This window comes from Serratia sp. AXJ-M, assembly GCF_046531865.1.
GTDB classification, from domain to species: domain Bacteria; phylum Pseudomonadota; class Gammaproteobacteria; order Enterobacterales; family Enterobacteriaceae; genus Serratia; species Serratia liquefaciens.
This window is the reverse complement of record NZ_CP059395.1, coordinates 26,363-51,692: the sequence shown is the minus strand read 5'-3', so window position 1 is coordinate 51,692 and position 25,330 is coordinate 26,363. Positions and strand designations below refer to the sequence as shown.

Annotated in this window: 23 protein-coding genes and 2 pseudogenes; 10 read left to right on the top strand and 15 right to left on the bottom strand. The window is 51.3% G+C overall.

All coding sequences use genetic code 11. The annotated features are described in order from the left end of the window. Positions 1-19 precede the first annotated feature (19 nt). From H0S68_RS24815 to H0S68_RS24770, 10 genes are all read right to left on the bottom strand, one after another. Entirely contained in the window at positions 20-511 is a 492-nt protein-coding gene (locus H0S68_RS24815) for an adenylosuccinate synthase (RefSeq protein WP_410529587.1), read from the bottom strand. Between the two features lie 2 nt (positions 512-513). After that, on the bottom strand, positions 514-1,245 hold the full coding sequence (locus tag H0S68_RS24810; protein WP_410529586.1) for a plasmid SOS inhibition protein A: 732 nt from the start codon (positions 1,243-1,245) through the stop codon (positions 514-516). After that, complete coding sequence (gene psiB / locus H0S68_RS24805; RefSeq protein ID WP_182825569.1) at positions 1,242-1,706, bottom strand: conjugation system SOS inhibitor PsiB; 465 nt, start codon at positions 1,704-1,706, stop codon at positions 1,242-1,244. The genes H0S68_RS24810 and psiB overlap by 4 nt, the downstream gene beginning before the upstream one ends. 40 nt (positions 1,707-1,746) lie before the next feature. Further along, positions 1,747-3,813, bottom strand: coding sequence for a ParB/RepB/Spo0J family partition protein (locus H0S68_RS24800; RefSeq protein ID WP_410529585.1), 2,067 nt, complete (start codon positions 3,811-3,813; stop codon positions 1,747-1,749). 86 nt (positions 3,814-3,899) lie between these two features. Next, positions 3,900-4,193: a ribulokinase gene (locus H0S68_RS24795; protein WP_409325674.1), complete on the bottom strand. Its 294-nt coding sequence runs from the start codon at positions 4,191-4,193 to the stop codon at positions 3,900-3,902. A gap of 1,202 nt (positions 4,194-5,395) precedes the next feature. Further along, a complete protein-coding gene (locus tag H0S68_RS24790; protein WP_410529584.1) occupies positions 5,396-5,629 on the bottom strand; it encodes a hypothetical protein in 234 nt (77 codons plus the stop codon). 57 nt (positions 5,630-5,686) lie between these two features. Beyond that, a complete protein-coding gene (locus tag H0S68_RS24785) occupies positions 5,687-6,112 on the bottom strand; it encodes an antirestriction protein (protein WP_410529583.1) in 426 nt (141 codons plus the stop codon). Positions 6,113-6,797: 685 nt separating this feature from the next. Then, complete coding sequence (locus H0S68_RS24780) at positions 6,798-7,769, bottom strand: ParB family protein (protein ID WP_410529582.1); 972 nt, start codon at positions 7,767-7,769, stop codon at positions 6,798-6,800. 8 nt (positions 7,770-7,777) lie between these two features. Further along, positions 7,778-8,977 carry an AAA family ATPase gene (locus tag H0S68_RS24775; RefSeq protein WP_410529581.1) on the bottom strand — a complete coding sequence of 400 codons (1,200 nt, stop codon included), beginning with the start codon at positions 8,975-8,977 and terminating at the stop codon, positions 7,778-7,780. A 97-nt stretch (positions 8,978-9,074) separates the two neighbouring features. Beyond that, a complete protein-coding gene (locus H0S68_RS24770) occupies positions 9,075-9,854 on the bottom strand; it encodes a tyrosine-type recombinase/integrase (protein WP_410529580.1) in 780 nt (259 codons plus the stop codon). Positions 9,855-10,566: 712 nt separating this feature from the next. Between H0S68_RS24770 and H0S68_RS24765 the strand changes: the two genes are divergently transcribed. Both H0S68_RS24765 and H0S68_RS24760 read left to right on the top strand, forming a co-directional pair. Continuing rightward, a complete protein-coding gene (locus H0S68_RS24765; RefSeq protein WP_410529579.1) occupies positions 10,567-11,694 on the top strand; it encodes a hypothetical protein in 1,128 nt (375 codons plus the stop codon). A 106-nt stretch (positions 11,695-11,800) separates the two neighbouring features. Continuing rightward, positions 11,801-12,733, top strand: coding sequence for an Rpn family recombination-promoting nuclease/putative transposase (locus H0S68_RS24760; RefSeq protein WP_410529578.1), 933 nt, complete (start codon positions 11,801-11,803; stop codon positions 12,731-12,733). A 574-nt stretch (positions 12,734-13,307) separates the two neighbouring features. On the opposite strand, the gene H0S68_RS24755 is transcribed toward H0S68_RS24760, so the two are convergent. Continuing rightward, positions 13,308-14,330 carry an IS110 family transposase gene (locus tag H0S68_RS24755; RefSeq protein ID WP_410529577.1) on the bottom strand — a complete coding sequence of 341 codons (1,023 nt, stop codon included), beginning with the start codon at positions 14,328-14,330 and terminating at the stop codon, positions 13,308-13,310. A 263-nt stretch (positions 14,331-14,593) separates the two neighbouring features. On the opposite strand from H0S68_RS24755, the gene H0S68_RS24750 reads away from it, so the two are divergent. After that, a complete protein-coding gene (locus H0S68_RS24750; protein ID WP_410529576.1) occupies positions 14,594-15,271 on the top strand; it encodes an alpha/beta fold hydrolase in 678 nt (225 codons plus the stop codon). A gap of 73 nt (positions 15,272-15,344) precedes the next feature. Next, a pseudogene (locus H0S68_RS24745) lies at positions 15,345-16,432 on the top strand (transposase). A gap of 539 nt (positions 16,433-16,971) precedes the next feature. On the opposite strand, the gene H0S68_RS24740 reads toward H0S68_RS24745, so the two are convergent. Further along, the gene (locus tag H0S68_RS24740) at positions 16,972-17,199 is read right to left on the bottom strand and encodes a hypothetical protein (RefSeq protein ID WP_410529575.1); all 228 of its coding nucleotides are present in this window, start codon (positions 17,197-17,199) and stop codon (positions 16,972-16,974) included. An 88-nt stretch (positions 17,200-17,287) separates the two neighbouring features. Next, positions 17,288-17,539, bottom strand: coding sequence for a hypothetical protein (locus H0S68_RS24735; protein WP_410529574.1), 252 nt, complete (start codon positions 17,537-17,539; stop codon positions 17,288-17,290). Positions 17,540-17,892: 353 nt separating this feature from the next. On the opposite strand from H0S68_RS24735, the gene H0S68_RS24730 reads away from it, so the two are divergent. The 3 genes from H0S68_RS24730 to H0S68_RS24720 are packed head-to-tail and all read left to right on the top strand — an operon-like array spanning position 17,893 to position 21,692. Beyond that, the gene (locus H0S68_RS24730) at positions 17,893-19,167 is read left to right on the top strand and encodes an HlyD family secretion protein (RefSeq protein ID WP_410529573.1); all 1,275 of its coding nucleotides are present in this window, start codon (positions 17,893-17,895) and stop codon (positions 19,165-19,167) included. After that, positions 19,160-21,274, top strand: a complete 2,115-nt coding sequence (locus tag H0S68_RS24725) for a peptidase domain-containing ABC transporter (RefSeq protein ID WP_410529572.1) — start codon at positions 19,160-19,162, stop codon at positions 21,272-21,274. Before H0S68_RS24730 ends, H0S68_RS24725 begins: the two co-directional genes overlap by 8 nt. Positions 21,275-21,329: 55 nt before the next feature. Next, positions 21,330-21,692 (top strand): hypothetical protein, encoded by a 363-nt coding sequence (locus H0S68_RS24720; protein WP_410529571.1) that lies wholly within the window; start codon positions 21,330-21,332, stop codon positions 21,690-21,692. A 101-nt stretch (positions 21,693-21,793) separates the two neighbouring features. Here H0S68_RS24720 and H0S68_RS24715 read toward each other — a convergent pair whose 3' ends face one another. Next, entirely contained in the window at positions 21,794-23,017 is a 1,224-nt protein-coding gene (locus H0S68_RS24715) for an IS91 family transposase (protein ID WP_410529568.1), read from the bottom strand. Between the two features lie 220 nt (positions 23,018-23,237). After that, a pseudogene (gene tnpA / locus H0S68_RS24710) lies at positions 23,238-23,456 on the bottom strand (IS200/IS605 family transposase); the annotation flags it as partial. A 116-nt stretch (positions 23,457-23,572) separates the two neighbouring features. Here tnpA and H0S68_RS24705 point away from each other — a divergent pair. From H0S68_RS24705 to H0S68_RS24695, 3 genes are all read left to right on the top strand, one after another. Beyond that, entirely contained in the window at positions 23,573-23,806 is a 234-nt protein-coding gene (locus tag H0S68_RS24705; RefSeq protein ID WP_410529466.1) for a hypothetical protein, read from the top strand. After that, positions 23,790-25,010, top strand: coding sequence for an IS91 family transposase (locus H0S68_RS24700; RefSeq protein WP_410529467.1), 1,221 nt, complete (start codon positions 23,790-23,792; stop codon positions 25,008-25,010). The genes H0S68_RS24705 and H0S68_RS24700 overlap by 17 nt, the downstream gene beginning before the upstream one ends. Positions 25,011-25,169: 159 nt before the next feature. Continuing rightward, on the top strand, positions 25,170-25,241 hold the full coding sequence (locus tag H0S68_RS24695; protein ID WP_410529635.1) for a DUF4113 domain-containing protein: 72 nt from the start codon (positions 25,170-25,172) through the stop codon (positions 25,239-25,241). Positions 25,242-25,330: the final 89 nt, after the last annotated feature.

Here is a 25,330-nt window from a genome sequence, read left to right as displayed (position 1 = left end):
CACGAACCAATGTTTTGGTTTATTCTGGATCACCGAACCGCACCAGTGCATGAGCCAGCATATCCAACTCGAACCGTAGATCAGCGGTATGCTGCCAAAATGGGGTAATATCTCGACCGCGATATCCCATAACCCTGTAGCAGCAGATGTGCCCTGCTTTCAATTTGACATGTCCACGTTTGTTCACCCATAAAAGTCCCCAACCGTGTGGTAAATCATTGATATCAATTAAACCCTCAGGGCAAATATAATACCGATAAGTACCCATGCCCGAAATTGTACCATTACGATGTGGTTTTGCCCGATCGGCGAGAAAGTCAGAACGGCTAACTTTCGACTCAACAACGACCGACCCGCCATCAAAGCCCCAGCTATATCCAAAGGCATCGGCTCGTTCACCTCCATAAAGTACGCCGACCTCTGTCAAAGCAACCTGACAACCCGGACCATTGGCACTTTCTGGGCGTTTAAGCCATCTTACGGCTACGGCATTCAACTCGTTATGTGTCATCCCTACACCTCATCAAACGGTAATTTGTTCGGTACTAACAGCGAATTGAATACCCGCTCAGCTTCAGACAAATCTCCTTCAAACCCCTTCAGCCTTTCCATGACACTCCAAAGAGCATCATTCTTGAAGTGCATGAGTTTACTGCCAGCCATGCACGGCCACCGTTCGAACCATGCGAAAAAACCCTCGGTCAGATCGTCTTCGTAAATGTCCTGTTTACTCCAGTACGCATACCACGCCCCAACCGTGGACGGGGTAGAAAATGCCAACTCAACTTCGGCCTGCGCCAATCGGTTCTGATACCGCCGGCGCTTCTGCTGTTCTTCCCGCGATCGCCGGCGATGTTTCCGCTCGGATTGCATATCCCACTTGCGTTCACGCCTTTCGCGGCAAAGTTCGCCATAGGCGGGGAATAGGGTTGCCGCTACGTCTCCGGACAACGGCAGCGGACTATACTGACCACCGCTCTCAATAAGCCTGTCCAGCGCCTCAATATATTGCGCAATCGATGCGCCACCCAGCTCTTCCGGGAAATAGTTGGACGATATTTGGCGGATGTCGTTGGCTCGAATCTGCCCCCGCCCGTTGTTCAGCACTTTGAAGAAGGCTTTGGCATACGGAAATGCTGCGATCCGCTTCCCCTGCTCTTTCTTGCGTTCGACCAGCACCACAGCATGAACGGCGGCTTGCTGGTATTCGTTGACAGGTACCAACGCACGATTACTCGGGATCATACGCAAAGCCCTCCCATACGCAGAGCCGCCGCCAACTGCACCGGCTGGTTAAACCCGCTCCGATAATATTCGCCGACGGTCTTCAGTACCTGATTCACCGTCTCCGGGTCAAAGTTATCGGCAGTATGCAACCAGGCAATACGGTTACCCTGGTTTGTAGACAAACTATCTCCCTGGTACGGAAGCACTGCCGACCATCCCGCGACCTCAGCGCCTGCGCTGCACAGAAATATCGCGGTAACATCGTCACCCTTCGGGCTGATCCGGCACACAACCGGCACCTGACCGCAGAACTCGCACGCCTCTTCGGCGTTAGCCACCCAGCCCTCCGGCAGCGCCAACTCACCGAGCACAACATTATTCAACTGGCGACGCCATTCCCTGCCCCGGTTCCGGTATTCTTCCAAATCGCTCGCACTCATCACGGTTAGCTGCGCAAGGCTCAATTTTTGATTATTCATCCTGTTGTTCTGCCGCCTTGCGGCGGCAGCTCCCTGTCAGTTAGGCGGCAACGTTATCATTGGCGGTGTCATCAATATCGGCAGCATCAGCATTACCGGTGCTTTCATCGCTTTCCTGCGGCGCGTCAAAAGATGCCATGCACCCCGGCAACCAGTCACTGTCCTTCAACACCGCCCCGGCAAACTCAGCGGCCTCTTTACGCGTCAATTTCTCCGCATCACGGGCTTTACCGGTTTTGTCCGCATTGTTGAGCGCGTCCACGATTTGCTCTTTACTGATCCGCGAGAAGAAATTAGCAGAAGTAGGTTGCCACCAATCCCCGATTTGGAAGTTCAACGCCTTCTCGACCGGGGCCAGACGTTGACTCACGCGCTGTTCAGTAAGGTGGGCGCTAACCCCATCGATCCCCTGAGAGACGCAGTAAGCCAGCAGAGCGAGCACGTCGGCCTGTGACCACGCCAGTAACCATTCGAAGCCTGCAGCCCATTCCTGCGGGAATCGGCTCAACCAGTGTTCATGCAGCGAAGTTAATTTTTGGTTAGCGAGGCCGTTCTCAATGCCTGCATCTTCGGCTTGTTTCAGGCAGGTGCTGCGCTGGCTCTCCACCGTTGTGTGCATCACGCTGGAATAACCTTTACCGAATATACGATTGGCCAGCGTAAAGGTGTGCAGCGCGAGAGCGACAGAAGCGTTCTGCGCCAATGACGCTGAGACCGCCAAGGTACGTTCAGCCGATAGGCTGCTGACCAGCGCCTGTGACAACCCGCGTTCTAACGGAGGAGTGCTTTCGTTGGCTTTCTCGCGCTCAGCCTTTTTTTCCTGCTTGATGTCGTCCATCTTCATGACGCCGCGTTGAAGACGGATTTTGCCGTCTTTCAAATAGGCAATCACACCGGCCTTAGCCCGGACTTCATCAGCCCAAAGATTTCTTTCAGCGTCTTCATTGATCTCGTCAATACGCGCTTCGATTTGCTCTATATGCGGCAAATGTTCCCATTCATCATCAGCATCAGCGCCCTCGAGCTGGTCTTCCAGACGCTCTTGCTCTGCTTCCAGTTGTTTAATTTCTTCACGCTGTACGTCGGAGAGTTTTGGATATAACCGGATGATAGAAAATGTTTTTTCATCCTCTCCCCAAGAACTCACTTCGTTATAGCGCCCCAGCGCCCATGCCCAGCCTTCGCTTTTCGCTGCTGCGTCTGCCGCCGCCTGCAATTTGGCGATCGCCAGCGTTTCTAGCTGAATGGGATTGGTTAGAATGACACTCTCGGCAAACAGGTCTTCGCGAGTTTCACCGCCCGCGGCCTTGTATTCTTCCAGTCCGACAAACGCCACCAGTTTGCTATCAGCCGCCGCCACTTCGTCAGTCAGCACACTCTCGCGCAGTGCTTTCACTGTCTGGCGGGGTTCGTAGTGCTTGGCGTTATTCCACACCTGAATCTGGCGCTCATGGTCATCGGTCGCGGCTAATGCAGCCAGTTGGTCGAGTGTGATTTTGTCGGTTTTCAGCAGTTCTTGTAGCTGCGGTGCGACGGTGGTCAACTTGAGGCATTTCTTAACATGCGCGGTGCGGTAGCCGAGAATTGCCGCGATCTGCTCAACCGGCGTCCCGTCTTCCGCCATATCACGGAAGTTCGCCAGTTGGTCGGCAGGCGTCAGGTTTGAGCGCTGTCCGTTCTCGGCATAAGAAATCGCACGGGCTTTGTCTTCATCGACCACTTTGACCACAACCGGAAATTCTGGCGTAACCGGCACTCCCACCGCTGACCGGCCTTGTTCCATGAGCAGGTTGAGCGCCAAACGGCGGGTTTCGCCAGCGGCGACACCAAACTGGCCATCAACCATGCGGAATACAACGAGATTTTGCAGTACGCCTACCCCTTCAATGCTGGTCGCCCGTCCCTCAATGTCTGCGGCCGTTGCCGGAGTTTTACGGGCGTTCAGGCTGGTTTTCGCCAATTGCTTGAGCATGACAACTTCAACCGGGGCATTTGCCAACGTCTCCTCAACAAACTGAGTTGAGTCATTTGACGCCGCTGCTTTAGTCGTGGATTTTTTCGGGGTTGATTTTGCTTTGGTTGGTGCTTTAGTATTGATGTTAGACATGTGATTTCTCTCCAAAAGTTATTACGGTCAAGCCGGTAAGACGGGCGTCAAATCCGGCGGTATGGAGCAGGGGAAACCCTGCTTTTTTACTTCTCTTCGACGATCTGCCAGTGCGTCCAGTTGGCTTCGTCACTGGCGGCAACAGGCCAGCCATCAACGACCCAGACGGCCAGCGAATCAAAATCCCCTTCTGCCAGAACGAAATACTCAGCAAGTGCCGGAACAGACGGCGGTGCCATCGTGCCGGTAGTGCGGCCCCCACAGGCCAACTGCACATGACGAACAAGGTCATACACCTGCGCGTCAGACAGACCACCGTTGTTCAGTGCTGATGCTGCTGTAGGCTTCGTTGTCGCGCCTTTGACGTTTTGTTGAGCCATGTTGAAATCCTCCGTGGGGTGATAACTGATGCCGCTGTGAGTATTCGCCGTCGCAAGGAAACTGATTCAGCACAGCGATGAGCGGCGGCAAGGGGCGGAGACAAAAAGTTTTTATGACCGTAGGGAGGAAAAAGTTTTTGGTGGAGTTCATTACACCCCTTGCCGTTTAAGCGAGGCGTTGTGCTGTTATCAGTTGCGGCGGGAAGACTTACTGCGGCTAAAGCACCCTGGCAGGTTGAATAGGGAACAACTCGACACAGCGGGCGCGACAGCGAACGTTGGGGCGTCCTTAGCGATCGTCGCCAGGGCGACGAACAGTGAAAGCGTTGCAGGCGATAGCCTGCTGAAAGCGCCTGCTCTGGACGTTGGCTTGCAGCCCTGAGCCGAAGGGCCCGAAACCCGTAGGGATTCGGCGAGACTTGTCAGCCGCGAAAGCGGATGGCTAGCCGAGTAGACTGATGGTCGGGCGCTTGCGGCCGGCCACCGCCCCGGAGTATCGTTTTATCGTGATCTATCTGCTATACCGCCAAACCTCGACACATTGGTATTTTCAGATAAGAGGGCGTTTAAGATAATCCATAAAAACGGGTTGATTTACCTCGGTAATTCCCATTCCAGGCCAGTTCAATTACGATAGTTAACTGCTCTATCCCCGTATTCACAACCGAAGGAGATACTTAGATATGTTAGGCTCTCGCCAGCAAGAACTGGTTGTCAGTGAAACGGACATAGACGCAGCGCTAGCCCATCTCCGGACGCTTCCCTACCGCCCACAGATCCCGATGAGTTGGGATCGTCAGCACTTGCTGGACCTTCTGCGCGAAGCGATAGGCAACAGGCCCAAAATTAACGAGTGCCACAATATTGCGCCTGGTGTCTTCGCCATCATCCAGCCGTTCGGAATAGAGCTGCTCTCACGCGGCGAACCTGATGGTCGGCTCCAGGTTTGGTTACTGGTTCGCTCGGCGGGAACTGATCCGACTCGACTTACAACCCTGCGATGAGGGTTCACCCATACTCACTTTCCCTTTATCAGCCAGGGTATTGCTGGGCCGATAGCGGGGCGGCGCAGCCGCCTGCCCTTTTATCGGCCTGTCACCGCAGGTGACAAGGGGTTTACGCGCGGATGAAAACGCCGCTGCCGGCTAACTTTTATCTTTGCCACCAAACGGGCCGATTTCCAGCCCGTTGGCCATAGTCCATCAACGTTCGCTGACAATATCCTCAACAATCGCAGTGAGGTAGTCCCAGTTATACCCAATGCCCGCATCGTACCGCTCGGTGGCCAACTGCATCGCTGCTTCGGTTTCCTCTGGCGTCAACGTGCTATTTATCGACAAAAAATCATCTGGCAACCAAAAGGTGCCGCAGCATAGGGTTTCCGGGGCATAACCTTGTAAACGTTTGATAAAGGCAGCAATTGTCATCTCGTTCATGATAAGTCCTCAAACCGTTAATAAGGGGCGGCATCGCCGCCCGCATTTGAGTTTCAGTCAGTCCAGAGCGCGGCGAATATCGGCACACTCGGGGTGCGTCTCGATGTAGGCCCACAGTTCCTCTTCCCGCTGCATATACAGGTTCACCATCCCGGCGTTGCCCTTGTCATGGTGTAACCAGCAGCGGCGGTTGATAACCAATGACGTCAACACGATACCGGCCGCGTCGCCGCTGAGGGTTTTATCAAACCAGTTGTCGGCATTGATCAGTTGCACCTGATCGATGTCGGGTGCCATGTAACCGCCGCCATCAGGCAACCGGATGAAATGCCAGAAACCGCCGTTGTACTCGGGCAGATAGCGATCAGCCATGGCATATACCTGCATTTCGGCCCGCAGGAAATCATCGGCAAACAAGTACGGCAGGAATGACAGACGATCGGATTCACACACGTGCAGCGCGACAGAGTGAGCATGTTGCATGGGACTACCTCCACAGTTTCAGGGTTAGCGACACCGGCCGGTGCCGTACCCATTCGAAAGTCTGGCCTTGAGGGCGGGGCGCAAAGGCGACGCCAAAGACGCAGCGTAAGGCCGTTGCGGGCTGAACGCCCGTAACGGGTGCGAACGTGTGCCGGCGGCGGTTCATCTTCCTTTGCGACACAACCGCGCCGGACTAGCGTTTGGGGACGGCACAGGCCGTCACCACGCAGACGCCGCAGAAGAAAAAGATTTAGAGAGGAGTGGGCAGGCCCAGCCTGCGCCCTTTGCGGCGCCGGTATCGCCGGCAAGGGCCGCGTGGCGGTATGACGGGTGGGCGGCGTTCGACGCGCCGCCGCGACCGGAGGCAAACAGCTGGCAACGGGTGTAGGCTTCCCTACCTAACCAAGGTCCTTTCCGCCACCTTCTGAAAACATGGAGATTTCATCGTGAAATTTTCAATTTATATATATTAAATACAATAGGTTATAATAGATTTCTGCATGGAGAATATATGAGGGATTTCGGTAAGCAGGGGCAGCAAAAAACTGCTTTTCGTGGAAGATCGAAGGAGAAAACATGGGTGTGAGGAAAGCGAAACGAATGGAGATTTCATCGTGAAATCCCCATAAAAAACACCCTATAATTAGCTAGTTAGAACCAAAAATAGTATGGAGAACAATTTGGTTTACGGTTCTAAATTTTTTGCCAAGGCGTCATTAATCGCTTTATCGATAGCGTTTTGCAGTTCAGTCGAAACGCGGTTAAATTCGTAGCTGAACATGCGGCCCCGGATCTTCTTGCGGGCATAACGGTTTTTGTCAGAGAACTGCCACAGCGGGATAGTCACAACAGCATCTTTCTGGGTTTGTTCACCTAACAATGTCGCTTCTTCACGTATTGCAACGATGATTTTATTTTTAACCTCATCGGATGCAAGCGAATCCTGTGCGCAAATATCGCTGATTTGACTACGGATGTTGTCGACAAGCTCTGACGCTAAACGTTTATTGCTGGCCAGCAACGCTTCAGCCGCTATCAGCACTTTATAATCAGGAAATGACAGCTCTGACTGAACAGGGAAAAGGGACAGTAACTCTGCAGAAACACTGGCAGCCTGGAGAGCGCGCGTAACTTTGGCTTGAGATAATCCTTCGGCTTCAGCAATTTCTTTTTGTGTCAGCCCACTTTGTTTAAGGGTCAGCAGACGCATTCCCACCTCACGAATATTATGTTCCCTGGCCGTCTGAATATCTTGGGCCAGCTTCCTGGCTTCCGTGACCGAGAGGACTTCATCTGTAACCAATACATCAAGACCAACCCGCTTGAGCATAGCGGATGCACGGCGACGTGAGCCATCCAGGATTTCTATACGATCACCCTGGCGGACGCCTATCGCAGGGAAGAACTGCTGCAAGGCGATGGTACGCATAATGTCTTTGAGTGATTCTGGCGTCAACGCAGACTGATCACGTCCGTTGACCTCCTGGAGAACAAACGTTTTGGTTTCTACATCCGCCGCTGGCACAGTTACCTTGGTAAATACAGCTTTTCTGCCTGATGACAGAGTAAAAACCTGTTTGAAGGACTCCGCCTCCAGCGTATTGTTAATCACGGGTGCGGTAAAGGTGCGCCCGATTGTCTGACGTTTTGTGCTCATGGGCCACCTCAATTCATTCGGATAAATTCGATACGGTCAAACACTGCTTTTGCAAAATCTTCCGCTGCAGAGCGCGCATTCTTCAGAGCCTCAGTGCTGCCGACATACGTAGATGGATTAGCTGATATCACCGTATCAAAGGACTCACCGCACCGTTCAAAGCCATCAAGACGTGGCAGTGCGGCATCAAGCATGTCCCCCCCGAAAATTTCTTTCGCGAGGCTGTGACATAGCTTGTGATCCGGTTTGTTTGATAACTTAGACATAAAACCAATGTTGCCCTGTAACCGACACGGGCAACCTGAGGTTTCAATGATGCTGATCAGCTCGGGTAAGCGAGTTAAATACTTCAGGGTAGAGTGGAAATCAACCTGCGCAGGGGGGATAGGCGTCATCAAAAGATCAGCCGCAGCAATAGCGTTCTTGAGAAATGCGTCCAGGTGAGGACCGCTGTCGACAAAGATAAAGTCGTAATCAAACTTCAACTTATCAATGATGTTCTCGCGTAAAACGGCGTGATGATTTTGCCCGGGCAGATGCTCGGCACACAATACCTCCCAACCAGAGGCAATGAACGCATCATCAATAGATGCCGGAAGAACATCGACACCAGGGACAACAGAAGGCACGATGAACTCATTAAGCAATTCTTCACGACTGATATTTTGGAGCATAGCCTGGGCAGAAGTTGTCTCTAGCAGACCTACCGCTCGGGTGTGATTTAAAAACATTGTGGCAGAGGACTGAGGATCCAAATCGATGACCAATACACGTAAATCTTCAAAAAGGAGGTGAGGGTGAGCACGCAATGCATGTGCCAGTGAGACGGTAGAAACCGTTTTTGAGACACCCCCTTTCAGATTACCGACAAAAATCGTCATCGCCTCAGGATGACGATCACGATACTTTGGCACCCCTCGGTGATGATAGATATCGACGATATTCTGAACGGTCATGGCATACTTCGTAGACGAACCGGCAGCTCGTTTCTCGAACTCATAACCACCACTTTCCATCTCGCTCACCGCGTAATCCACGTTGGCGCGGGTCAGTTTTGGTAATTTGGCCACTGCAGCTTTGGCATACACTTGGAAATACTGATTTTCCAGCAGTTCTTCTTTCTGTGTGTGTATCTGCTCAGTCAATGCCGTCAGCATTTTTTCGGCACGCAAAGCGACTTTTTGTGTTTGGTGAGCGTCAGAAATCATTAAACACCTACTTTGTGTAGTATATATGAATAAAAACCATAATCCTGCATAAAGACGGTTAAATCAATCTGTTTTTAAAAAAAAGACAGGGATCCTGTCATAGATCGCTGGCCTGACGTAACAAACTGAGTGCATCTTGTGTCGGTAAGGAAAACTGCACCTGACGACTGGCAACAATATCCAGCGCAAAAACTCGCGTATACACCTCGGTGCTTTCCGCTTTCTCATGCCCCAACAACCCTTGGACCGCTTTCAGTGGTGTTCCCTGATACAGCATGTGCATGGCATAACTGTGCCGGAAGACGTGCGGAGTCACCGGCACACTGAATTTTATACCTTCCCGGTCTGCTCGATGGGCCGCTTTTATCAGCCAATTGCGAACCCCCCGATCGCTGATTTTCCAGATGGGGCATGGCGAACGTTCTCCAGTTTCACCATCAATTTCAAACTCTTCTTTCGTACTGGCAAACAATCGACGGAGTTCATCCACAAATTGTGGATCGGTAAGCGGAACAGTGCGGTTGGCCGATTTACCTTTCACAGGTCGGCCTCGCCCGGTGCGCCGTTGCTTGGCAGTACGTAATACCACATGAGGCATCGCAACATTGAGACGAAAATCACGTCGCCTTAGCGCCAACGCTTCATTGATCCGGGCTCCTGTATTCCAGAGTAAATTGATAAGGGAATGCTGTGTCCAGTCGGGTAAATAGTGAAGGAGGCCGGCCACTTCAGGTGCCAGTAAATACCGAGGCAAATCATCGTAGGTCATGGCCATGTAACGCAACGACAGTGCGCGTTGGTAATCTTGTGGGGCAAGCATCGGGATCGTTTCCCCGACTGGCGTGCCCACAATGGCAAGTGCCGAACCATAGGTCATTATCAGCTCCTGTTAATCTCAATAATCGCACCTGCAAAAAACATCACCTCGCCAGCAAGCATGACCATAAACATAAATCACTCCTGTTTTTCTGAAGATCGCGCTACGTAAAAACTGTCGACTAACACCCCTGAAAGTTTTCCAGATTTCACGTAGCGCAATTTCTCTGTTTCCTGTCCAAAAATTCGCATTGCCACCGCCGCCGATCGGCCCTGGAGTAAATTATCGCCGCCGTGCGGGCAGGGCGCACGGAAAATAATTCGTGCCGGTGATCGGTCAGCCTATCCATTTTCTTTCCGACTTCTGGAAATATACCAGAAAACGGAAGCAAATAATCGACACCGCCCCGCACCGCGGGGCAGGGGGAATGGGGCTAAAACACAACATGTAGTGGCTCAACCCAGCTGATAAACCGCTACATCTTGTGCCTGCGGGGCAGGGCAGGGGCGTTGCCGGAAATAACACAAAGCGGAAAGGGCGTTTCCAGGGCGGTCCATCGGTTCATGCCCGCACGTTAGTGCTGCGCAAACATGACATATCCCTGTTCGTCTTCCCGCCGCGCTACCGTCAGTCGGCACGGGAAAAACAATGCCCCCTGCTAAACACAGCAACAGCGGCTGGATCGGTGCCTGGCTGGCGCTATAATGTCTTAGCGATGACGTTGGTCAGCTCGGTATAACCGCAGTAATTTTTATAACGGGAGGTCAGGACAATGAGCATAACGATATTCAGAAAAATGAGAGGGCGAGTTGTTCCCATCACGGTTGATGAAGAGCACGCCGCTGAATATTTGTCTCATGAATATATAAAAACACCCAAACATAAAGTAACAACGAGTAAATTCGACTCAGTTATCTCATTCACTATCCCAAATGCTTCTTGCCAAAAATGTGGCAAGGATGTGTTCTACTATGAAAATTCATACGGCTCACGAGTGCTATTTGATTTTTTAGGCCCGCCCTGGCCCATTCATCCATGTTATAATTCAGAGTCTGTTTTAAAAAACAAAACACCCCCTGCAGTAATGCCTGGGTGGGAACCTGTTTTAATAGAAAAAGGAATAATAACCTCCAGCGGAGGATTAAGGATCCAAGGTTCAACACAATGCGATAAAATTAGATTTACTTTCGAAGAAACAGATTTTTCAAAAATGAGAATTGACATCAATGATGTCACCAATCTCATTATTTTCTCTTGCAGGGATAAAGGTAAGGTACAGACACACAATGGTAAAAGGACGTTTACATGTCGCTACGAGCTTGTGTCAGAAAAGGGTGATGATGGCGTTAACAATCAAGAAAAAATAACCACTCCAGGCTTAACCATAGAGCCTTCCCCTTCCGCCACAGAAACGCCTATAACGCCTGTCATAACACCTCATATTGTGGGTACGTTAGCAATAAGAGACATTGAATTAGTGGTTGATGAAAAAGAAAAAATGACGGTTATCGTTAACGGAAATCTTAATAAGCGATTTCGCGTCAGTTATATTCTTCTTGAACATGATAAAATCAACGACCTGCTGTCAGAGTTAGAAAATGACATTAAAGACACTCACCTAAAAGCCTGTCTTGTCAAAGATTCTGAGGATGAAATAACACTTATTTTCCCAAATCAAAAGGGAGACACAGAAAAAGTATTTAATGTCAGTTTCGTAAAGAAAAAACAGGCCGATAGCTTAACCCGTATTAAGCCCACTCACAATGAAAAACCGGCCCCCCAACCAAGGGTTCTTCATAGAAAGAAACGAGAACGTTCATTAGAAGAACAGATCAGTAGTTTAGCCACAAAAATATCGTCATCAATGGCTGACGCGTTTCTCAATGCCAAAAAAAATTAATCCATAATATGGTCAGCCACTCATCGCTGGAATTATTTATAATGTGAGAAAGCCAACCGTTTCGCCGAGGGTAGGGCGAAATGAGGGATCATGTTACGATACCACAATGAAAACGACACCCACTGCGCACGATGCGCTGTTCAAACAATTTTTGACGCACCCGGAAACCGCCCGCGACTTTCTGGATGTTCACCTACCGCCGGCGTTGCGTAAGGCGTGCGATCTGAGCACCCTGCGTCTGGAGTCTGGCTCGTTTGTCGAGGACGATCTGCGCGCCTACTATTCCGACGTGCTCTATTCGCTCAAAGCGGGTGATGGCGACGGCTACATTTACGCACTGATCGAGCACCAAAGCTCCCCCGATAAAAACATGGCCTTTCGCCTGCTGAGATACAGTGTGGCGGCCATGCAGCGCCATCTGGCCGCCGGTCACACGCAGCTGCCGCTGGTGATCCCGATCCTGTTCTATCATGGACAGGTAACACCGTACCCATACCCGATGAGCTGGCTGCAGAGCTTCAGCGATCCGGCACTGGCTGACCAACTGTATGGTGGTGATTTCCCACTGGTCGACGTCACCGTCATTCCGGACGACCAAATCATGCAGCATCGCCGCGTCGCCATACTTGAGCTGTTGCAAAAACACGTTCGCCAGCGCGATCTGGCCGACCTGCTGGAACAGCTGGTCACGCTGCTGCTGGCCGGTTACACTACTCAGGAGCAGCTGACATCCCTGATGAATTACATGCTACAGGTTGGTGAAACCCGCAACCCGGGCGAATTACTATCAACCCTGGCATCACGGGTGCCGGAACACGAGGACACACTGATGACAATTGCAGAAAAGTTGAGAGAAGAAGGGCGTCAGAAAGGACGTATTGAGGGCCTGCAGCTTGGCGAAGAAAAAGGGCGCCAGGAAGGCGAGCGCGAAGCTGCGCTGAAAATCGCCCGCGCCATGCTGGCAAGCGGGCTCGATCGCGATTCGGTAATGAAAATGACCGGTCTGACCGCTGATGACCTGGCACAGATCCGCCACTAATCCTTCGTATCGACGGGCAGGGTAGCCATTGCTAGACAAAACCGAATCCGTTACCACAGAGAACACCACTTCAGCGCTCAGCCATCTCGCGTTCTGCGCCCTGGCGGCGCTGGGGATGGCATCGCCGGCACGCCATATGCAGAAAATTTATTCCTTATTCGCTGGCTGGCCACTGCCCAAAAGCAAAAATGATTCCCCAAAAGCGTCGCCGTCGACATCAGCTGGCTACTCGAACGCGGGCGTAAGCACGGACCGGCCGGAAAGGCTCTGTCGCGTTAAGGGGTCAGTTTGGATATAGAGAATTATTGTACTATAAGGACTTCCCCGGCATGTCAACGCCGGTGGTTACGGTTTCTGTCTGCACAACAGTTAAAAATAAAGGGGAGAGACTGCGGTACTATAAACGGCCATGATGAATCGCTATCGATTCGGACCCTGATGAAAGACGCTCGTGAGGCTCTCGTTCGGTAAACGGATAAGTATATCCTGTACAATAATCAGATATACCTCACGGGGTCTAACCCTTTATCATCAACGAGTTGCAGGTCAGATGGTTATACTGCTGCTTCGTGCTTTAACTGGCCGAGTACAACCTGAAATCATCACCGTAATGCAATGATGCCCAGCACAGCCTTGCGTTTTTGGCAGCGATGGCGACAACGGCACGCCAGTATCCTCTTCGCTCAATTAGCGAGCAAACCCAACGACTGAATGAGTCAGTCCTTTTTTCAGCACCAATCAGAACCGAACGGGCACCCTGAACCAGTAGCGTTCGCAGATACGAATCGCCCGCTTTCGTTATCCTGCCAAGCTTTGATTTTCCGCCACTGCTGTACTGCGATGGCGTAAGTCCGAGCCAGGCTGCGAGTTGGCGCCCATTCTTGAAATCATGCGCATTACCGATACTGGCGACCAGCGCACATGCCGTTGTAGGGCCAATCCCTTTCAGCTCCATCAACCTCTGACTGCGGTGATCAGCTTTGGCCATACGAGACAGGATCCGATCGTATTCAGCGATGTTATCTTCAATGCGATTAATGTGTTCCAGCAAATCATCAATGCATTGCTGAACCTGAAGCGGCAAGGAGTTCTTCTGTTCAGACACGATGTGGCGCAGGGCATCTGTACTCTGTGGAGCGATGATGCCAAATTCAGATATTAAGCCTCTTAATCGGTTATATGTTGCTGTTTTCTCTTCGATAAAGCCTTGCCGGGTACGGTGAAGGCATTGCATCGCCTGCTGGCTCTCATCCTTCACGGGCACAAACCGCATATGCGGGCGACGGACGGCTTCACAGATAGCCTGAGCATCAGCTGCATCATTTTTTCCTGATTTACCAGCCATGCGATAAGGAGAAACAAACTTTGCCGCCATCAGACGGGGTTCATGACCATACTGCCGGAACAGTCTTGCCCAGTAATGAGCACCGGAGCATGCTTCCATCCCGATAACACAAGGAGGTAAACCTGCAATCGGCTCAGGAAGTGCAGCACGTGATACTTTGGGTTTAACCAGAACAGTTCTGCCATTTTGGTCAACACAGTGAACAGCGAACACATTTTTAGCAAGATCGATACCGACAGTAGTGATGGTCATAACGAATCCCTCTGGGCTATGTTTACCCCATGATTGCACAGTATTTAACCAGGTGCATATCCAGGGGAAGTCCCTTCCATTCGGTAAGCCTGTTTTTTGAACAGGCTTACCTGTAGCAATAGGGTGTACTCCCGCGCTATACGCTGTTTGGCGTAGATTTTTTCTAATCGGATAATCTAAATGCGATGCCGAAAAAACAACAACTTAAAATCGATAGCCACTGACGTCAAATCAATCACTTACGCCCTTCAATTGGTTAAAAAATGCGCTTACCGTACAATTTTTTCCGATCTCCAAACTGCTCACTTTATGAGCAGGAAAAGCAGGCATCAAACATAAGATTATTAATCAATGCATTAGGATGCAACCAAGCGCATATAATAGGTTATTCTTCGGGAGCCTGGCTGGCTGCGGGATTAGTAAAATACCATCCGAACATCCTGTCTTCACTGGTTATTGGTGGATGGGATGTTGAAAATGGCCTTCCTGAAGGTCCAAACGGAAAACTGGATTTTGATACCTTTTTTGCGTACGCAAAAATTACTGCTCCTGAATTAACTGACTGGATTACATCTGATACAGAACCAGCAGTACGTGCATATTTCGATGCAATCAGTTCGTACGATGGTTTTTATGATTCGGAGCGACTTACTCAGATCAACATTCCTAAATTATTTTGGGCCGGATTGGAAGATGTTTACTACCAACAACTGAATTTCTGGGCCGAAGCAAACAAATACGCGTTCATTTCGGCAACTGGAGATCATGTAGGCGCAATACTCAAGCCTGAACGTAGCGCCCCTATGGGGCGAGCACGGCAGCGCTGCTACCTCAACCGTCTTTTAGCTCCTGTCTCACCTCAACGCCGGTGCCGTCTGACAGCCCGACCGGCCGCGAGGTGGGACATGTCCCACCGTCGCGTTGACACCCGCATAAAATGAGCACGCCTGTGGCGTGAGCCGGCTGGCGCCGACGCACTTTTCCTGCCCACTGCCGCCCTGTAGACTCTGCACCATGTATATTCCGCGTCCCGCAAAGCTGCTGTTCCAGCATGACGATGGCTGGAGCCGCTATCTCGACAAACACGGTGACACCCTCAGCGACTGGACCAAACTCGCCGTCGAGCGCATGCTCGCCTGCGGTACCTGTGCCATGGGAGTACGCCGCTACTGCTGCGCCTCACCTTCACCATGCCGCACCTGCTGTGGCCGTTCTTCAATAACAACTGGCTCCTGCTCAATGATCTGTTTCGCTGCGCCACCCGCGCCATGCTCCGCTGGGCTCGCCAACAGGGGATCGAAGTCGGTATCTTCTGTGCGCTCCATACCTACGGCCGGCAGCTCAATCAGCACCCGCATATCCACGTCTCCGTCACCCGCGGCGGCCTCGACATCAAACACGGTACCTGGCGGCAGCTGTTCTTTAAAAAGAAAGAGGTCGAGCAAATCTGGCGCAACACCGTGGTTTACCTGCTGCGCGACAACTACGCCCAAATCAACCCTGGAGGCCTGCCGGGCCTCGGTCATATCCGTAATGAAGATCGGTGGCGCCGTTATCTGCATGCGCAATATCGCCGCGCCTGGAAAGTGCATTTTGCCAAAAAGACGCGCGGTGCCTGGCGCAGCGTCAACTACCTCGGCCGGTACCTGAAGCGCCCGCCGGTGGCCGCTTCTCAGCTGCGACACTACCGCGGCGGTGCCGTGGTCCATCAGTATTACGATCACCGCACGCAGAAACACAAACGCCAGAAAATCAGCCAGGAGGAGATGCTGCAGCGTTACGTCAGCCATATCCCGGCCCGACACTTTAAAATGGTGCGCTACTACGGCTTTCTGGCCAACCGCAAGCGCGGTTCGCTGCTGCCGAAGGTCTACGACGCGCTGGCGATGACGGTACGGGAAAAACCGAAGCGACCCGGATTTGCAGTGCTGATGAAAGGCTTCCTGGGTACCGATCCGTACCAGTGCATCCTGTGCAAGGGCCGGTTGCGTTTTACCGGTGCCGTGGCGGGCGAGCACGCCACCAAACTGCTCTCTGACCGGCTGCAGCGGATGGCGAAAAAACGATGGCTTCAGACCCCTTCTCTGGATAAGTGCGCCTGAAAAATAGGTTTTAGCTTAAAAACACGGCAAAACTTGCATTTTCCCGCATTACTTTGCGACAGGCTGCACCATATGAGGTTCTTCCTTGACACGGTTCATGGTTAGGGAACCCAATAAGGGTCGATTGAGTTTCCTAACCATCAAGCTTAATGCACTGAAAAAAATAGAACTCCGAGGACTCAATCAATTTTTTACGTAACGAATTGAAGTTAAATGACGTGAGTTAGCTCTCCGCGGTAAGGATATTTATCACGGTACAAGCTGTGCTAAAATTTTTCTTGCGGTCATATCCATAAATCCACATAAAAGGGGAATTTCATGGCCTTTACGCTTAGACCCCAGATTTTTCCGTTATCAAATAGGCAACCTGCGTATCCAGATCAATAAGTTCATTGCTGCTCAGGAAAGAGTAACACCTGTTCATAAAAATGCCTAGCCATGCCACCGGAGATATCCGTGCCTGAGCCTCATCACATTAAGCATTGCTTCGCTCAACACCACAACACCTAAAAGATCAATAATACTTGATCAGTAAGAATCTAAAACTTACCAATATTCTTCCCAATCTCGTTGTTCGAATTAAAGTCAAATTTAGGATTAAAAGAAAAACTGACCACAGGTTTAAAAGTGCCAAACTCAATACTGTTTAAACCAGGAATGGGCGAACCAGGCAGTGGTATGCTTGGAATTGGGATGGGAATGATAGGCAAGTATAATGTTACTCCGCCTGCTATTTTGATGGTTTCTTCCTTGCTTAATAGGTTCATATTACACCCTCACTTAAAATTAAGAATTTATTACATTACCATGCTAACTAAAATTTAGCATGGTAATGATTTATCTGCACAGTTTAGATTAGAACAGCTTGCCGATCTTGTCTAAAACTTTACCAATAGTGCTACCAATGGCATTCCCAGTATACTCGTATCCCTTTTCAACTGCGTTGGCAATACCGGTAGCGCCAGCACCGAAACCTAATGAATCTGTAGCATTAAATCCGAACTGAGGGCTAAACCCTAAATTGATTGTAGGAGAGAACCCACCAAAATCTATCAATCCTGCAGAGCCGGACACTTCTTCAACTTCATAAATTGATAATTCCCTCATGACAGCGCTCCTATTTAGATTGCAAGTATTTGAGTGACAAAATATTACATGTCAATAACATTATAGCTTTCTCGTAAAATTATCTATATATCATTATGTTATATGGTTATCGCAAAAAAAATACTAAAATAATAAGAAGTTGAATTTACATGATATTTTTTCCAATCATCAATAAGTAGAGATATGAATTTCAGAGTTTTAGTATTTAAATGGCGTTAACCACATTACACTGCAAAACATAAACCACGTATTATTACTCACCTCAAAGCAAATCAGTCAACTATTATATTTTGCATGAAAAACCTCTTAAGATTATAATCTTATTTCAATCAATATGATAAGGAAGGCAGACAGTGTTTCGCCAGGAAGCGATTAACCATCAGAAAATGAAATGGCGGGGACGGGCATTATTGTTGCCCGGCATTCCCTTTTGGCTCACGACAGGACTCTGCCTGTTTTTTATCGTTGCATTTCTTACTTTCATTATCGCCGGTACCTACACCCGTCGAGCAACCGTAACCGGCGAGATCACCTCCTACCCGCGTGCTGCCAACGTTTACTCTACCGTCCAGGGGGTGGTGGTAAAACAATTAGTCACTGAAGGCCAGCTCATCACTGCCGGCACCCCTATCTATCAAATTGACGTCAGCAAGAGTACCCGCAGCGGTGTGGTCAGTGACAATCAGCGCCGGGATATAAATAGTCAACAGGCCCGTATTGCACAAATCATCAGTCGTCTGGAGGACAATAAACGGGCCACCCTCGCAATGTTGGAAAAACAGAAAGCGCAATATACAGCAGCGTTTGAACGCTCCACCAATATCCTTCGCAGGGCTCAGGAAGGGATACGCATCATGAAGGAGAACATGCAGAATTACCGACATTATCAGGCAAAAGGACTGATCAACAAGGATCAGCTCACCAATCAGGTTGCGCTGTATTACCAGCAACAAAATAACCTGCTGGGTCTGAGCGGACAGAACGAGCAGAATGCGCTGCAGATCACTGCATTGGAAAGTCAGATCCACACTCAGGCTGCAGAATTTGATAATCAGATTTACCAGATGGAACTGCAACGTTACGAGCTGCAAAAGGAACTGCTGAATATTGATGCAAGCGGGGTGATCATTGTACGCGCATTATCCGAAGGACGCGTTGATTCATTGAGCGTCACCGTTGGTCAGATGGTGAACGTCGGCGACAGCCTGTTGCAAATGCTTCCTGACAAGGTAGACCACTATGCACTGGTGCTGTGGGTGCCTAACGATGCCATCCCCTATATTTCCACTGGCGATAGGGTCAATGTGCGTTATGACGCTTTCCCGGCGGAGAAATTCGGTCAGTTCGCCGGAACGGTATCCGTCATCTCCAAAGTTCCGGCTTCACCGCAGGAAATGCAGACTTACCAGGGCGCACCGAAAGCGGCGCTGACCGCCGCCATACCGTATTACAAAGTGATTGTACGACCAGAAAAGCAGGCTATTTCCTACCATGGTAAACGCCTCAGTCTGGAAAACGGTATGAAGGCGCAAAGCACCCTGTTTCTGGAAAAGAGAAAAGTTTATCAATGGATGCTGTCACCTTTCTACGACATGAAACAAAGCGCTACGGGACCGGTCAATGACTAATTTTTCTTTTAAACGCCTGGTTAATCAGCTGGACATACATCTTTTCAAACGAATGCCTTTGGTACATCAAACCGAAGCATCGGAATGCGGTCTGGCTTGCCTGGCGATGATCTGCGGGCACTATGGCAAGAATGTCGATCTGATTGCATTGCGACAACAATTCAATTTGTCAGCGCGCGGCACCACTCTGGCCGGGTTGATTGGTATGGCCGACCAACTTGGGCTATCCACTCGCCCTTTATCCCTAGACATCAATGAACTCGGTGCGCTGAAGATGCCGTGCGTCCTCCACTGGGAGTTCAATCATTTTGTCGTGTTGGTAAGCGTTGGACAAAATCGTGTCGTATTGCATGATCCTGCTCGTGGGCGGCGTACTGTCAGCCTGTCAGAATTGTCGGCCAGCTTTACCGGTGTGGCACTTGAAGTCTGGCCGGGCAGTGCGTTTAACGCAAATACTGTTCGCAACACGTTCAGTCTTGGCACGCTGACAGGCAGTGTGCACGGCCTTAAATGGACGCTCGGCAAAATATTTAGTCTTTCACTGGTGATAGAAACGATTAACCTGGTGATGCCGGTCGGTACGCAACTGGTGATGGATCACGCGATCCCCGCAGGCGATCATGGCTTGCTTACTCTCATTTGTGCAGGATTAATGCTGTTTATCTTGCTACGAGCCGCGGTCAGTATGGTGCGTGCGTGGTCATCATTGGTAATGAGTACGCTCATCAACGTTCAATGGCAGTCCGGGCTGTTTAACCACCTGATGCGGCTACCGCTTAACTATTTTGAGCGGCGAAAATTGGGGGATATCCAGTCACGTTTCGGTTCTCTGGACACGTTGCGAAACACGTTTACGACCAGTATCGTCGGCGCCATTATGGACAGTATCATGGTCATTGGCGTACTGGTGATGATGGTGTTATACGGCGGCTGGCTGACCTGGGTGGTGATCGCATTCACAGCCCTGTATGTACTGCTTCGTCTGCTGACATATGGTTACTATCGGCAACTGTCTGAAGAGTCACTGGTGAGGAAGGCACGGGCAGGTTCGTACTTCATGGAAACCTTGTACGGGATCGCTACGGTCAAAATGCAAGGCATGGCGGAAAGGCGCAGCGCAAACTGGCTTAATCTGGAAATAGATGCCATTAACACCGGCATACGGGTTACCAAAATGGATATGCTGTTTGGCGGGATCAACACCTTCGTGGCAGCCTGTGACCAGATAGTTATTCTGTGGTTGGGCACCAGTCTGGTTATCGATAATCAGATGACCATTGGTATGTTTGTGGCTTTCGGTGTGTTCCGTGGACAGTTTTCAGACAGGATCGGTTCATTGACCGAGTTTTTACTTCAGCTTCGCATGATGAGCCTGCATAACGAGCGTATTGCTGATATAGCTCTGCATCCACGGGAGAACCGTAAGCCTGACCTTCCCTACGAAGCGAAAATGCAACCGGCTGCGCTGACCACACAGGCTCTCAGCTACCGCTATGACAGCCAATCCCCCCCTGTTTTCAGCAAGCTGGATCTCGTTATTCAGCCTGGAGAGAGCGTTGCTATAGTGGGGCCATCGGGAGTGGGGAAAACGACATTGATGAAAGTACTGTGCGGTTTGTTTCCTCCTGACAGTGGACGCGTGGAAGTCAACGGCGTTGATATTCAACAACTGGGAATTAATAATTACCATAAGATGATTGCCTGCGTGATGCAGGATGACAAGCTGTTCTCCGGCTCCATTCGTGAAAATATCTGCGGGTTCTCAGACAATGTTGATGATGAATGGATGCAGACGTGCGCCCGAGCCAGCTATCTGCATGACGTCATTATGAAGATGCCGATGGGATACGAAACCTTAATCGGTGAATTGGGAGAAGGGTTGTCTGGCGGCCAAAAACAGCGGTTGTTTATTGCCAGGGCTATTTACAAGAAACCGGCGCTGTTATTTCTGGATGAAGCCACCAGTGCATTGGATAAGGAAAGTGAAAGCGCCGTCAATCAGGCGATCAAAGGGCTTCATATTACGCGGATCATTATTGCACACAGGGAATCAACAGTTGCTTCAGCAGACAGGGTCATTACCCTAAATCCAGCCGGTACAATATAAAACAAGCCCTGCACCTAAGTGCAGGGCTTGTTTTACGAGTTCAGGCAGCTTGCGAATGAGAAATACTGCCAAAGAATCCACCGATGGCACCTTCAATGACTGCACCGGCAGTATGGGCAGTCACGCTTCCAATACCCGCTCCGACGATGCCTCCGATCGTTCCGCCGATACCCGCTCCGGCACCACCGCCGATAATATTTCCGACAACGGGTACAATAGTACCTACGGCAGCACCAGCCAGCCCTGCGGCGGTCGAGCCTACAGCGGTACCTACTGTTCCACCAATGGCTGCGCCGCCCCATGTCAGAACATCCTGAATGATGCCCGCGCCGCTGACATCCTCAACTTCATGAATCGTCAATTCACGCATATCTGTTCATGGTTAGGAAACTCAATCGACCCTTATTGGGTTCCCTAACCATGAACCGTGTCAAGGAAGAACCTCATATGGTGCAGCCTGTCGCAAAGTAATGCGGGAAAATGCAAGTTTTGCCGTGTTTTTAAGCTAAAACCTATTTTTCAGGCGCACTTATCCAGAGAAGGGGTCTGAAGCCATCGTTTTTTCGCCATCCGCTGCAGCCGGTCAGAGAGCAGTTTGGTGGCGTGCTCGCCCGCCACGGCACCGGTAAAACGCAACCGGCCCTTGCACAGGATGCACTGGTACGGATCGGTACCCAGGAAGCCTTTCATCAGCACTGCAAATCCGGGTCGCTTCGGTTTTTCCCGTACCGTCATCGCCAGCGCGTCGTAGACCTTCGGCAGCAGCGAACCGCGCTTGCGGTTGGCCAGAAAGCCGTAGTAGCGCACCATTTTAAAGTGTCGGGCCGGGATATGGCTGACGTAACGCTGCAGCATCTCCTCCTGGCTGATTTTCTGGCGTTTGTGTTTCTGCGTGCGGTGATCGTAATACTGATGGACCACGGCACCGCCGCGGTAGTGTCGCAGCTGAGAAGCGGCCACCGGCGGGCGCTTCAGGTACCGGCCGAGGTAGTTGACGCTGCGCCAGGCACCGCGCGTCTTTTTGGCAAAATGCACTTTCCAGGCGCGGCGATATTGCGCATGCAGATAACGGCGCCACCGATCTTCATTACGGATATGACCGAGGCCCGGCAGGCCTCCAGGGTTGATTTGGGCGTAGTTGTCGCGCAGCAGGTAAACCACGGTGTTGCGCCAGATTTGCTCGACCTCTTTCTTTTTAAAGAACAGCTGCCGCCAGGTACCGTGTTTGATGTCGAGGCCGCCGCGGGTGACGGAGACGTGGATATGCGGGTGCTGATTGAGCTGCCGGCCGTAGGTATGGAGCGCACAGAAGATACCGACTTCGATCCCCTGTTGGCGAGCCCAGCGGAGCATGGCGCGGGTGGCGCAGCGAAACAGATCATTGAGCAGGAGCCAGTTGTTATTGAAGAACGGCCACAGCAGGTGCGGCATGGTGAAGGTGATGTGTTGCCAGTCGCAGTCGGGCAGGATGTGCTGCTGCTCGGCAATCCATTGCTCGGTGGCCTTGAGGCCGCAGCTGCTGCAGGCTTTTGATTTGCAGCTCTGGCAGAAGAAGCGGGCATGGGTGCAGTCCGGTGAGGCGCAGCAGTAGCGGCGTACTCCCATGGCACAGGTACCGCAGGCGAGCATGCGCTCGACGGCGAGTTTGGTCCAGTCGCTGAGGGTGTCACCGTGTTTGTCGAGATAGCGGCTCCAGCCATCGTCATGCTGGAACAGCAGCTTTGCGGGACGCGGAATATACATGGTGCAGAGTCTACAGGGCGGCAGTGGGCAGGAAAAGTGCGTCGGCGCCAGCCGGCTCACGCCACAGGCGTGCTCATTTTATGCGGGTGTCAACGCGACGGTGGGACATGTCCCACCTCGCGGCCGGTCGGGCTGTCAGACGGCACCGGCGTTGAGGTGAGACAGGAGCTAAAAGACGGTTGAGGCAGCAGCGCTGCCGTGCTCGCCCCATAGGGGCGCTACGTTCGTCTTCTCGTTCCTGGTTGCGTATGTAAGCCCTGACCGTGGCCTCATCCAAACCTACTGTTGAAACAAAATAGCCTCGCGCCCAGAAAACTTCGCCCGTGAAGTTTTTACCTCGGCCAAAGTGTCGGGCTATCGCTATCGCGCTTTTCCCCTTTAGATAGCCGACGATTGTCGATACCGAGTACTTTGGCGGTATGCTGATGCACATATGAACGAAGCAGCCTAGCGGCTGCAAATCGATGTATGGCAAAATGGTGACGTTCTGAAACGACTCAACCGCAGGTAAGCGCAGTGTCCCATTCCCCCGAACATCAGCAAATTCATACAAAAATGGTTAAGCAGGCGCTAAAAGACGTCGCCCGCCAAAACCAGTACTCTTATCAAACTGTTTTCAAAGAATTTGTTGACGGTAATAACCCTTCCTGCACCCAGTGCTTCTGGGAAACCTTTTACCGTCTGTTCCCCGATTCTCCCTACCATTTCGTCGCCTTCTGCCATGACTGCCGCCGATTCGACCTCTATGAAACCGAAGCCGCGATGCATGCCGATGGCCCGGTCTGGTGACAACACCTTTCAGCCGAGGCCCATGAAGGCGCTCTTCCAGCGCAACGGTGCCTGGGCCGACATCATGGACAACCATCCAGTACGGTCGGTCGAAGTCGAGGTTATTACCAAAATGCTGGCTTGCGGTACGCCACTGATGGGTTCCCGCGAATTTCATTGCAGTAACGCTGATTGCACACACCACCGGTTTGTTCACCAGAGCTGCAACGGCCGCGGATGCCCGACATGCGGGAAAAAGGCCACTGACCTGTGGATTGCCACCATGATGGCACGTCTGCCGGATACGCCGTGCCAGCACGGGACTTTCACCCTGCCCGATACCTTGTGGCCGCTGTTTGAGAGCAACCGCTGGCTCCTTGGTGCTCTGTTTGCCCTGGCCGCCGACAACCTGCTGTATGCAGCCCAGAAGAAGGGGCTGATCATCGGCATCTTCGGGGCGTTGCACACCTACGGTCGCCAACTCAACTGGAATTGCCATATTCACCTGTCATGGACCACTGGCGGCCTTAATGAGCACGGAGCCTGGAAGGCGATGGCGTTTGCTCTGCCGAAGGTCAGGGCACGCTGGATATGGAATGTGCGCCAGTTTTTACTGAAGGCCTGGGACTCTCTCTCGCTGCCGATGGCGCTGGTGCACATTCGGGACTACGACGAGTGGAAACGTTTCGTGCTCAGCCAGGGGAAAAATGAAAAAGGCGAGACCTATTGGCACGTTTATTTTGCGAAACCGACAAAGCACGCTCGTCAGACAGCAAATTACCTGGGCCGCTATCTGAAAAAGCTGCCGGTATCGGGGGCCCGTCTGGCCCATTACGATGGCGAAAGCCGGATCACGCTGCGTTTTCTTGATCACCGTACCGGGCAGCATGAAAGTCTGACGTTAGGTCAGCATGAGTTGATATTAAGGTTGATAAAACATATACCTGAGAAACACTTCCGCATGATCCGCTACTTCGGATTTTTGGCTAACCGTGTGGTGAGCAGACAACTTCCACGGGTAAAAAAGGCGTTGGGCCAGGAAGAAGAGATAAAAGTAGTGACGATCACTCATCGCTCGTTGAGCCAGAGATTGCTGAAGACAGATCCTTACAGTTGCCTGCTGTGCGGTGCCCGGATGGAATTCAGCCGTGCGCTTGGTGCAACTCGATTGGCGGTGCTGGTCTCGAATGCCGGAGAGATAGCACGAATGCGTTACGTTGGTTGATGCAGGAAAGATCCGCCTGCATTCAGGAAATCCGTACAAAAAGCAAGCTAACGTATTGAAAATCTATCACCTTTATGCCGCCCGCCGGCGAATTATAAGGATTTTAGCCCCACAGTTGACGTTCCAGAGCGGCCTCTGGAGGTTTGAAATTCCTAGACGTTGAAACGACAGCGACTGTCGCCGGCCTGGACCACACGGCTGGCGGACGTACCTGTCGTTCGTCTTAAATAGAAAATCAAAATTTTGGCGGGTTCTCGTTTAAAACCCCAGGGATACTCAAAAGAAACTCTCTGCATGGCATGTTGTGTGGAGCACCACAC

Excerpts from the sequence above, each read along its gene's own strand:
- H0S68_RS24810 (WP_410529586.1), bottom strand. The coding sequence starts at position 1,245 with ATGATCCCGAGTAATCGTGCGTTGGTACCTGTCAACGAATACCAGCAA.
- H0S68_RS24705 (WP_410529466.1), top strand. The coding sequence starts at position 23,573 with ATGGTTAAGCAGGCGCTAAAAGACGTCGCCCGCCAAAACCAGTACTCT.
- H0S68_RS24785 (WP_410529583.1), bottom strand. The coding sequence starts at position 6,112 with ATGCAACATGCTCACTCTGTCGCGCTGCACGTGTGTGAATCCGATCGT.
- H0S68_RS24725 (WP_410529572.1), top strand. The coding sequence starts at position 19,160 with ATGACTAATTTTTCTTTTAAACGCCTGGTTAATCAGCTGGACATACAT.
- H0S68_RS24790 (WP_410529584.1), bottom strand. The coding sequence starts at position 5,629 with ATGAACGAGATGACAATTGCTGCCTTTATCAAACGTTTACAAGGTTAT.
- H0S68_RS24780 (WP_410529582.1), bottom strand. The coding sequence starts at position 7,769 with ATGAGCACAAAACGTCAGACAATCGGGCGCACCTTTACCGCACCCGTG.
- H0S68_RS24795 (WP_409325674.1), bottom strand. The coding sequence starts at position 4,193 with ATGGCTCAACAAAACGTCAAAGGCGCGACAACGAAGCCTACAGCAGCA.
- H0S68_RS24800 (WP_410529585.1), bottom strand. The coding sequence starts at position 3,813 with ATGTCTAACATCAATACTAAAGCACCAACCAAAGCAAAATCAACCCCG.
- H0S68_RS24750 (WP_410529576.1), top strand. The coding sequence starts at position 14,594 with ATGCGCTTACCGTACAATTTTTTCCGATCTCCAAACTGCTCACTTTAT.
- H0S68_RS24760 (WP_410529578.1), top strand. The coding sequence starts at position 11,801 with ATGAAAACGACACCCACTGCGCACGATGCGCTGTTCAAACAATTTTTG.
- H0S68_RS24735 (WP_410529574.1), bottom strand. The coding sequence starts at position 17,539 with ATGAGGGAATTATCAATTTATGAAGTTGAAGAAGTGTCCGGCTCTGCA.
- H0S68_RS24740 (WP_410529575.1), bottom strand. The coding sequence starts at position 17,199 with ATGAACCTATTAAGCAAGGAAGAAACCATCAAAATAGCAGGCGGAGTA.
- H0S68_RS24700 (WP_410529467.1), top strand. The coding sequence starts at position 23,790 with ATGGCCCGGTCTGGTGACAACACCTTTCAGCCGAGGCCCATGAAGGCG.
- H0S68_RS24815 (WP_410529587.1), bottom strand. The coding sequence starts at position 511 with ATGACACATAACGAGTTGAATGCCGTAGCCGTAAGATGGCTTAAACGC.
- H0S68_RS24765 (WP_410529579.1), top strand. The coding sequence starts at position 10,567 with ATGAGCATAACGATATTCAGAAAAATGAGAGGGCGAGTTGTTCCCATC.
- H0S68_RS24755 (WP_410529577.1), bottom strand. The coding sequence starts at position 14,330 with ATGACCATCACTACTGTCGGTATCGATCTTGCTAAAAATGTGTTCGCT.
- H0S68_RS24770 (WP_410529580.1), bottom strand. The coding sequence starts at position 9,854 with ATGACCTATGGTTCGGCACTTGCCATTGTGGGCACGCCAGTCGGGGAA.
- H0S68_RS24715 (WP_410529568.1), bottom strand. The coding sequence starts at position 23,017 with ATGTATATTCCGCGTCCCGCAAAGCTGCTGTTCCAGCATGACGATGGC.
- H0S68_RS24720 (WP_410529571.1), top strand. The coding sequence starts at position 21,330 with ATGAGAAATACTGCCAAAGAATCCACCGATGGCACCTTCAATGACTGC.
- psiB (WP_182825569.1), bottom strand. The coding sequence starts at position 1,706 with ATGAATAATCAAAAATTGAGCCTTGCGCAGCTAACCGTGATGAGTGCG.
- H0S68_RS24775 (WP_410529581.1), bottom strand. The coding sequence starts at position 8,977 with ATGATTTCTGACGCTCACCAAACACAAAAAGTCGCTTTGCGTGCCGAA.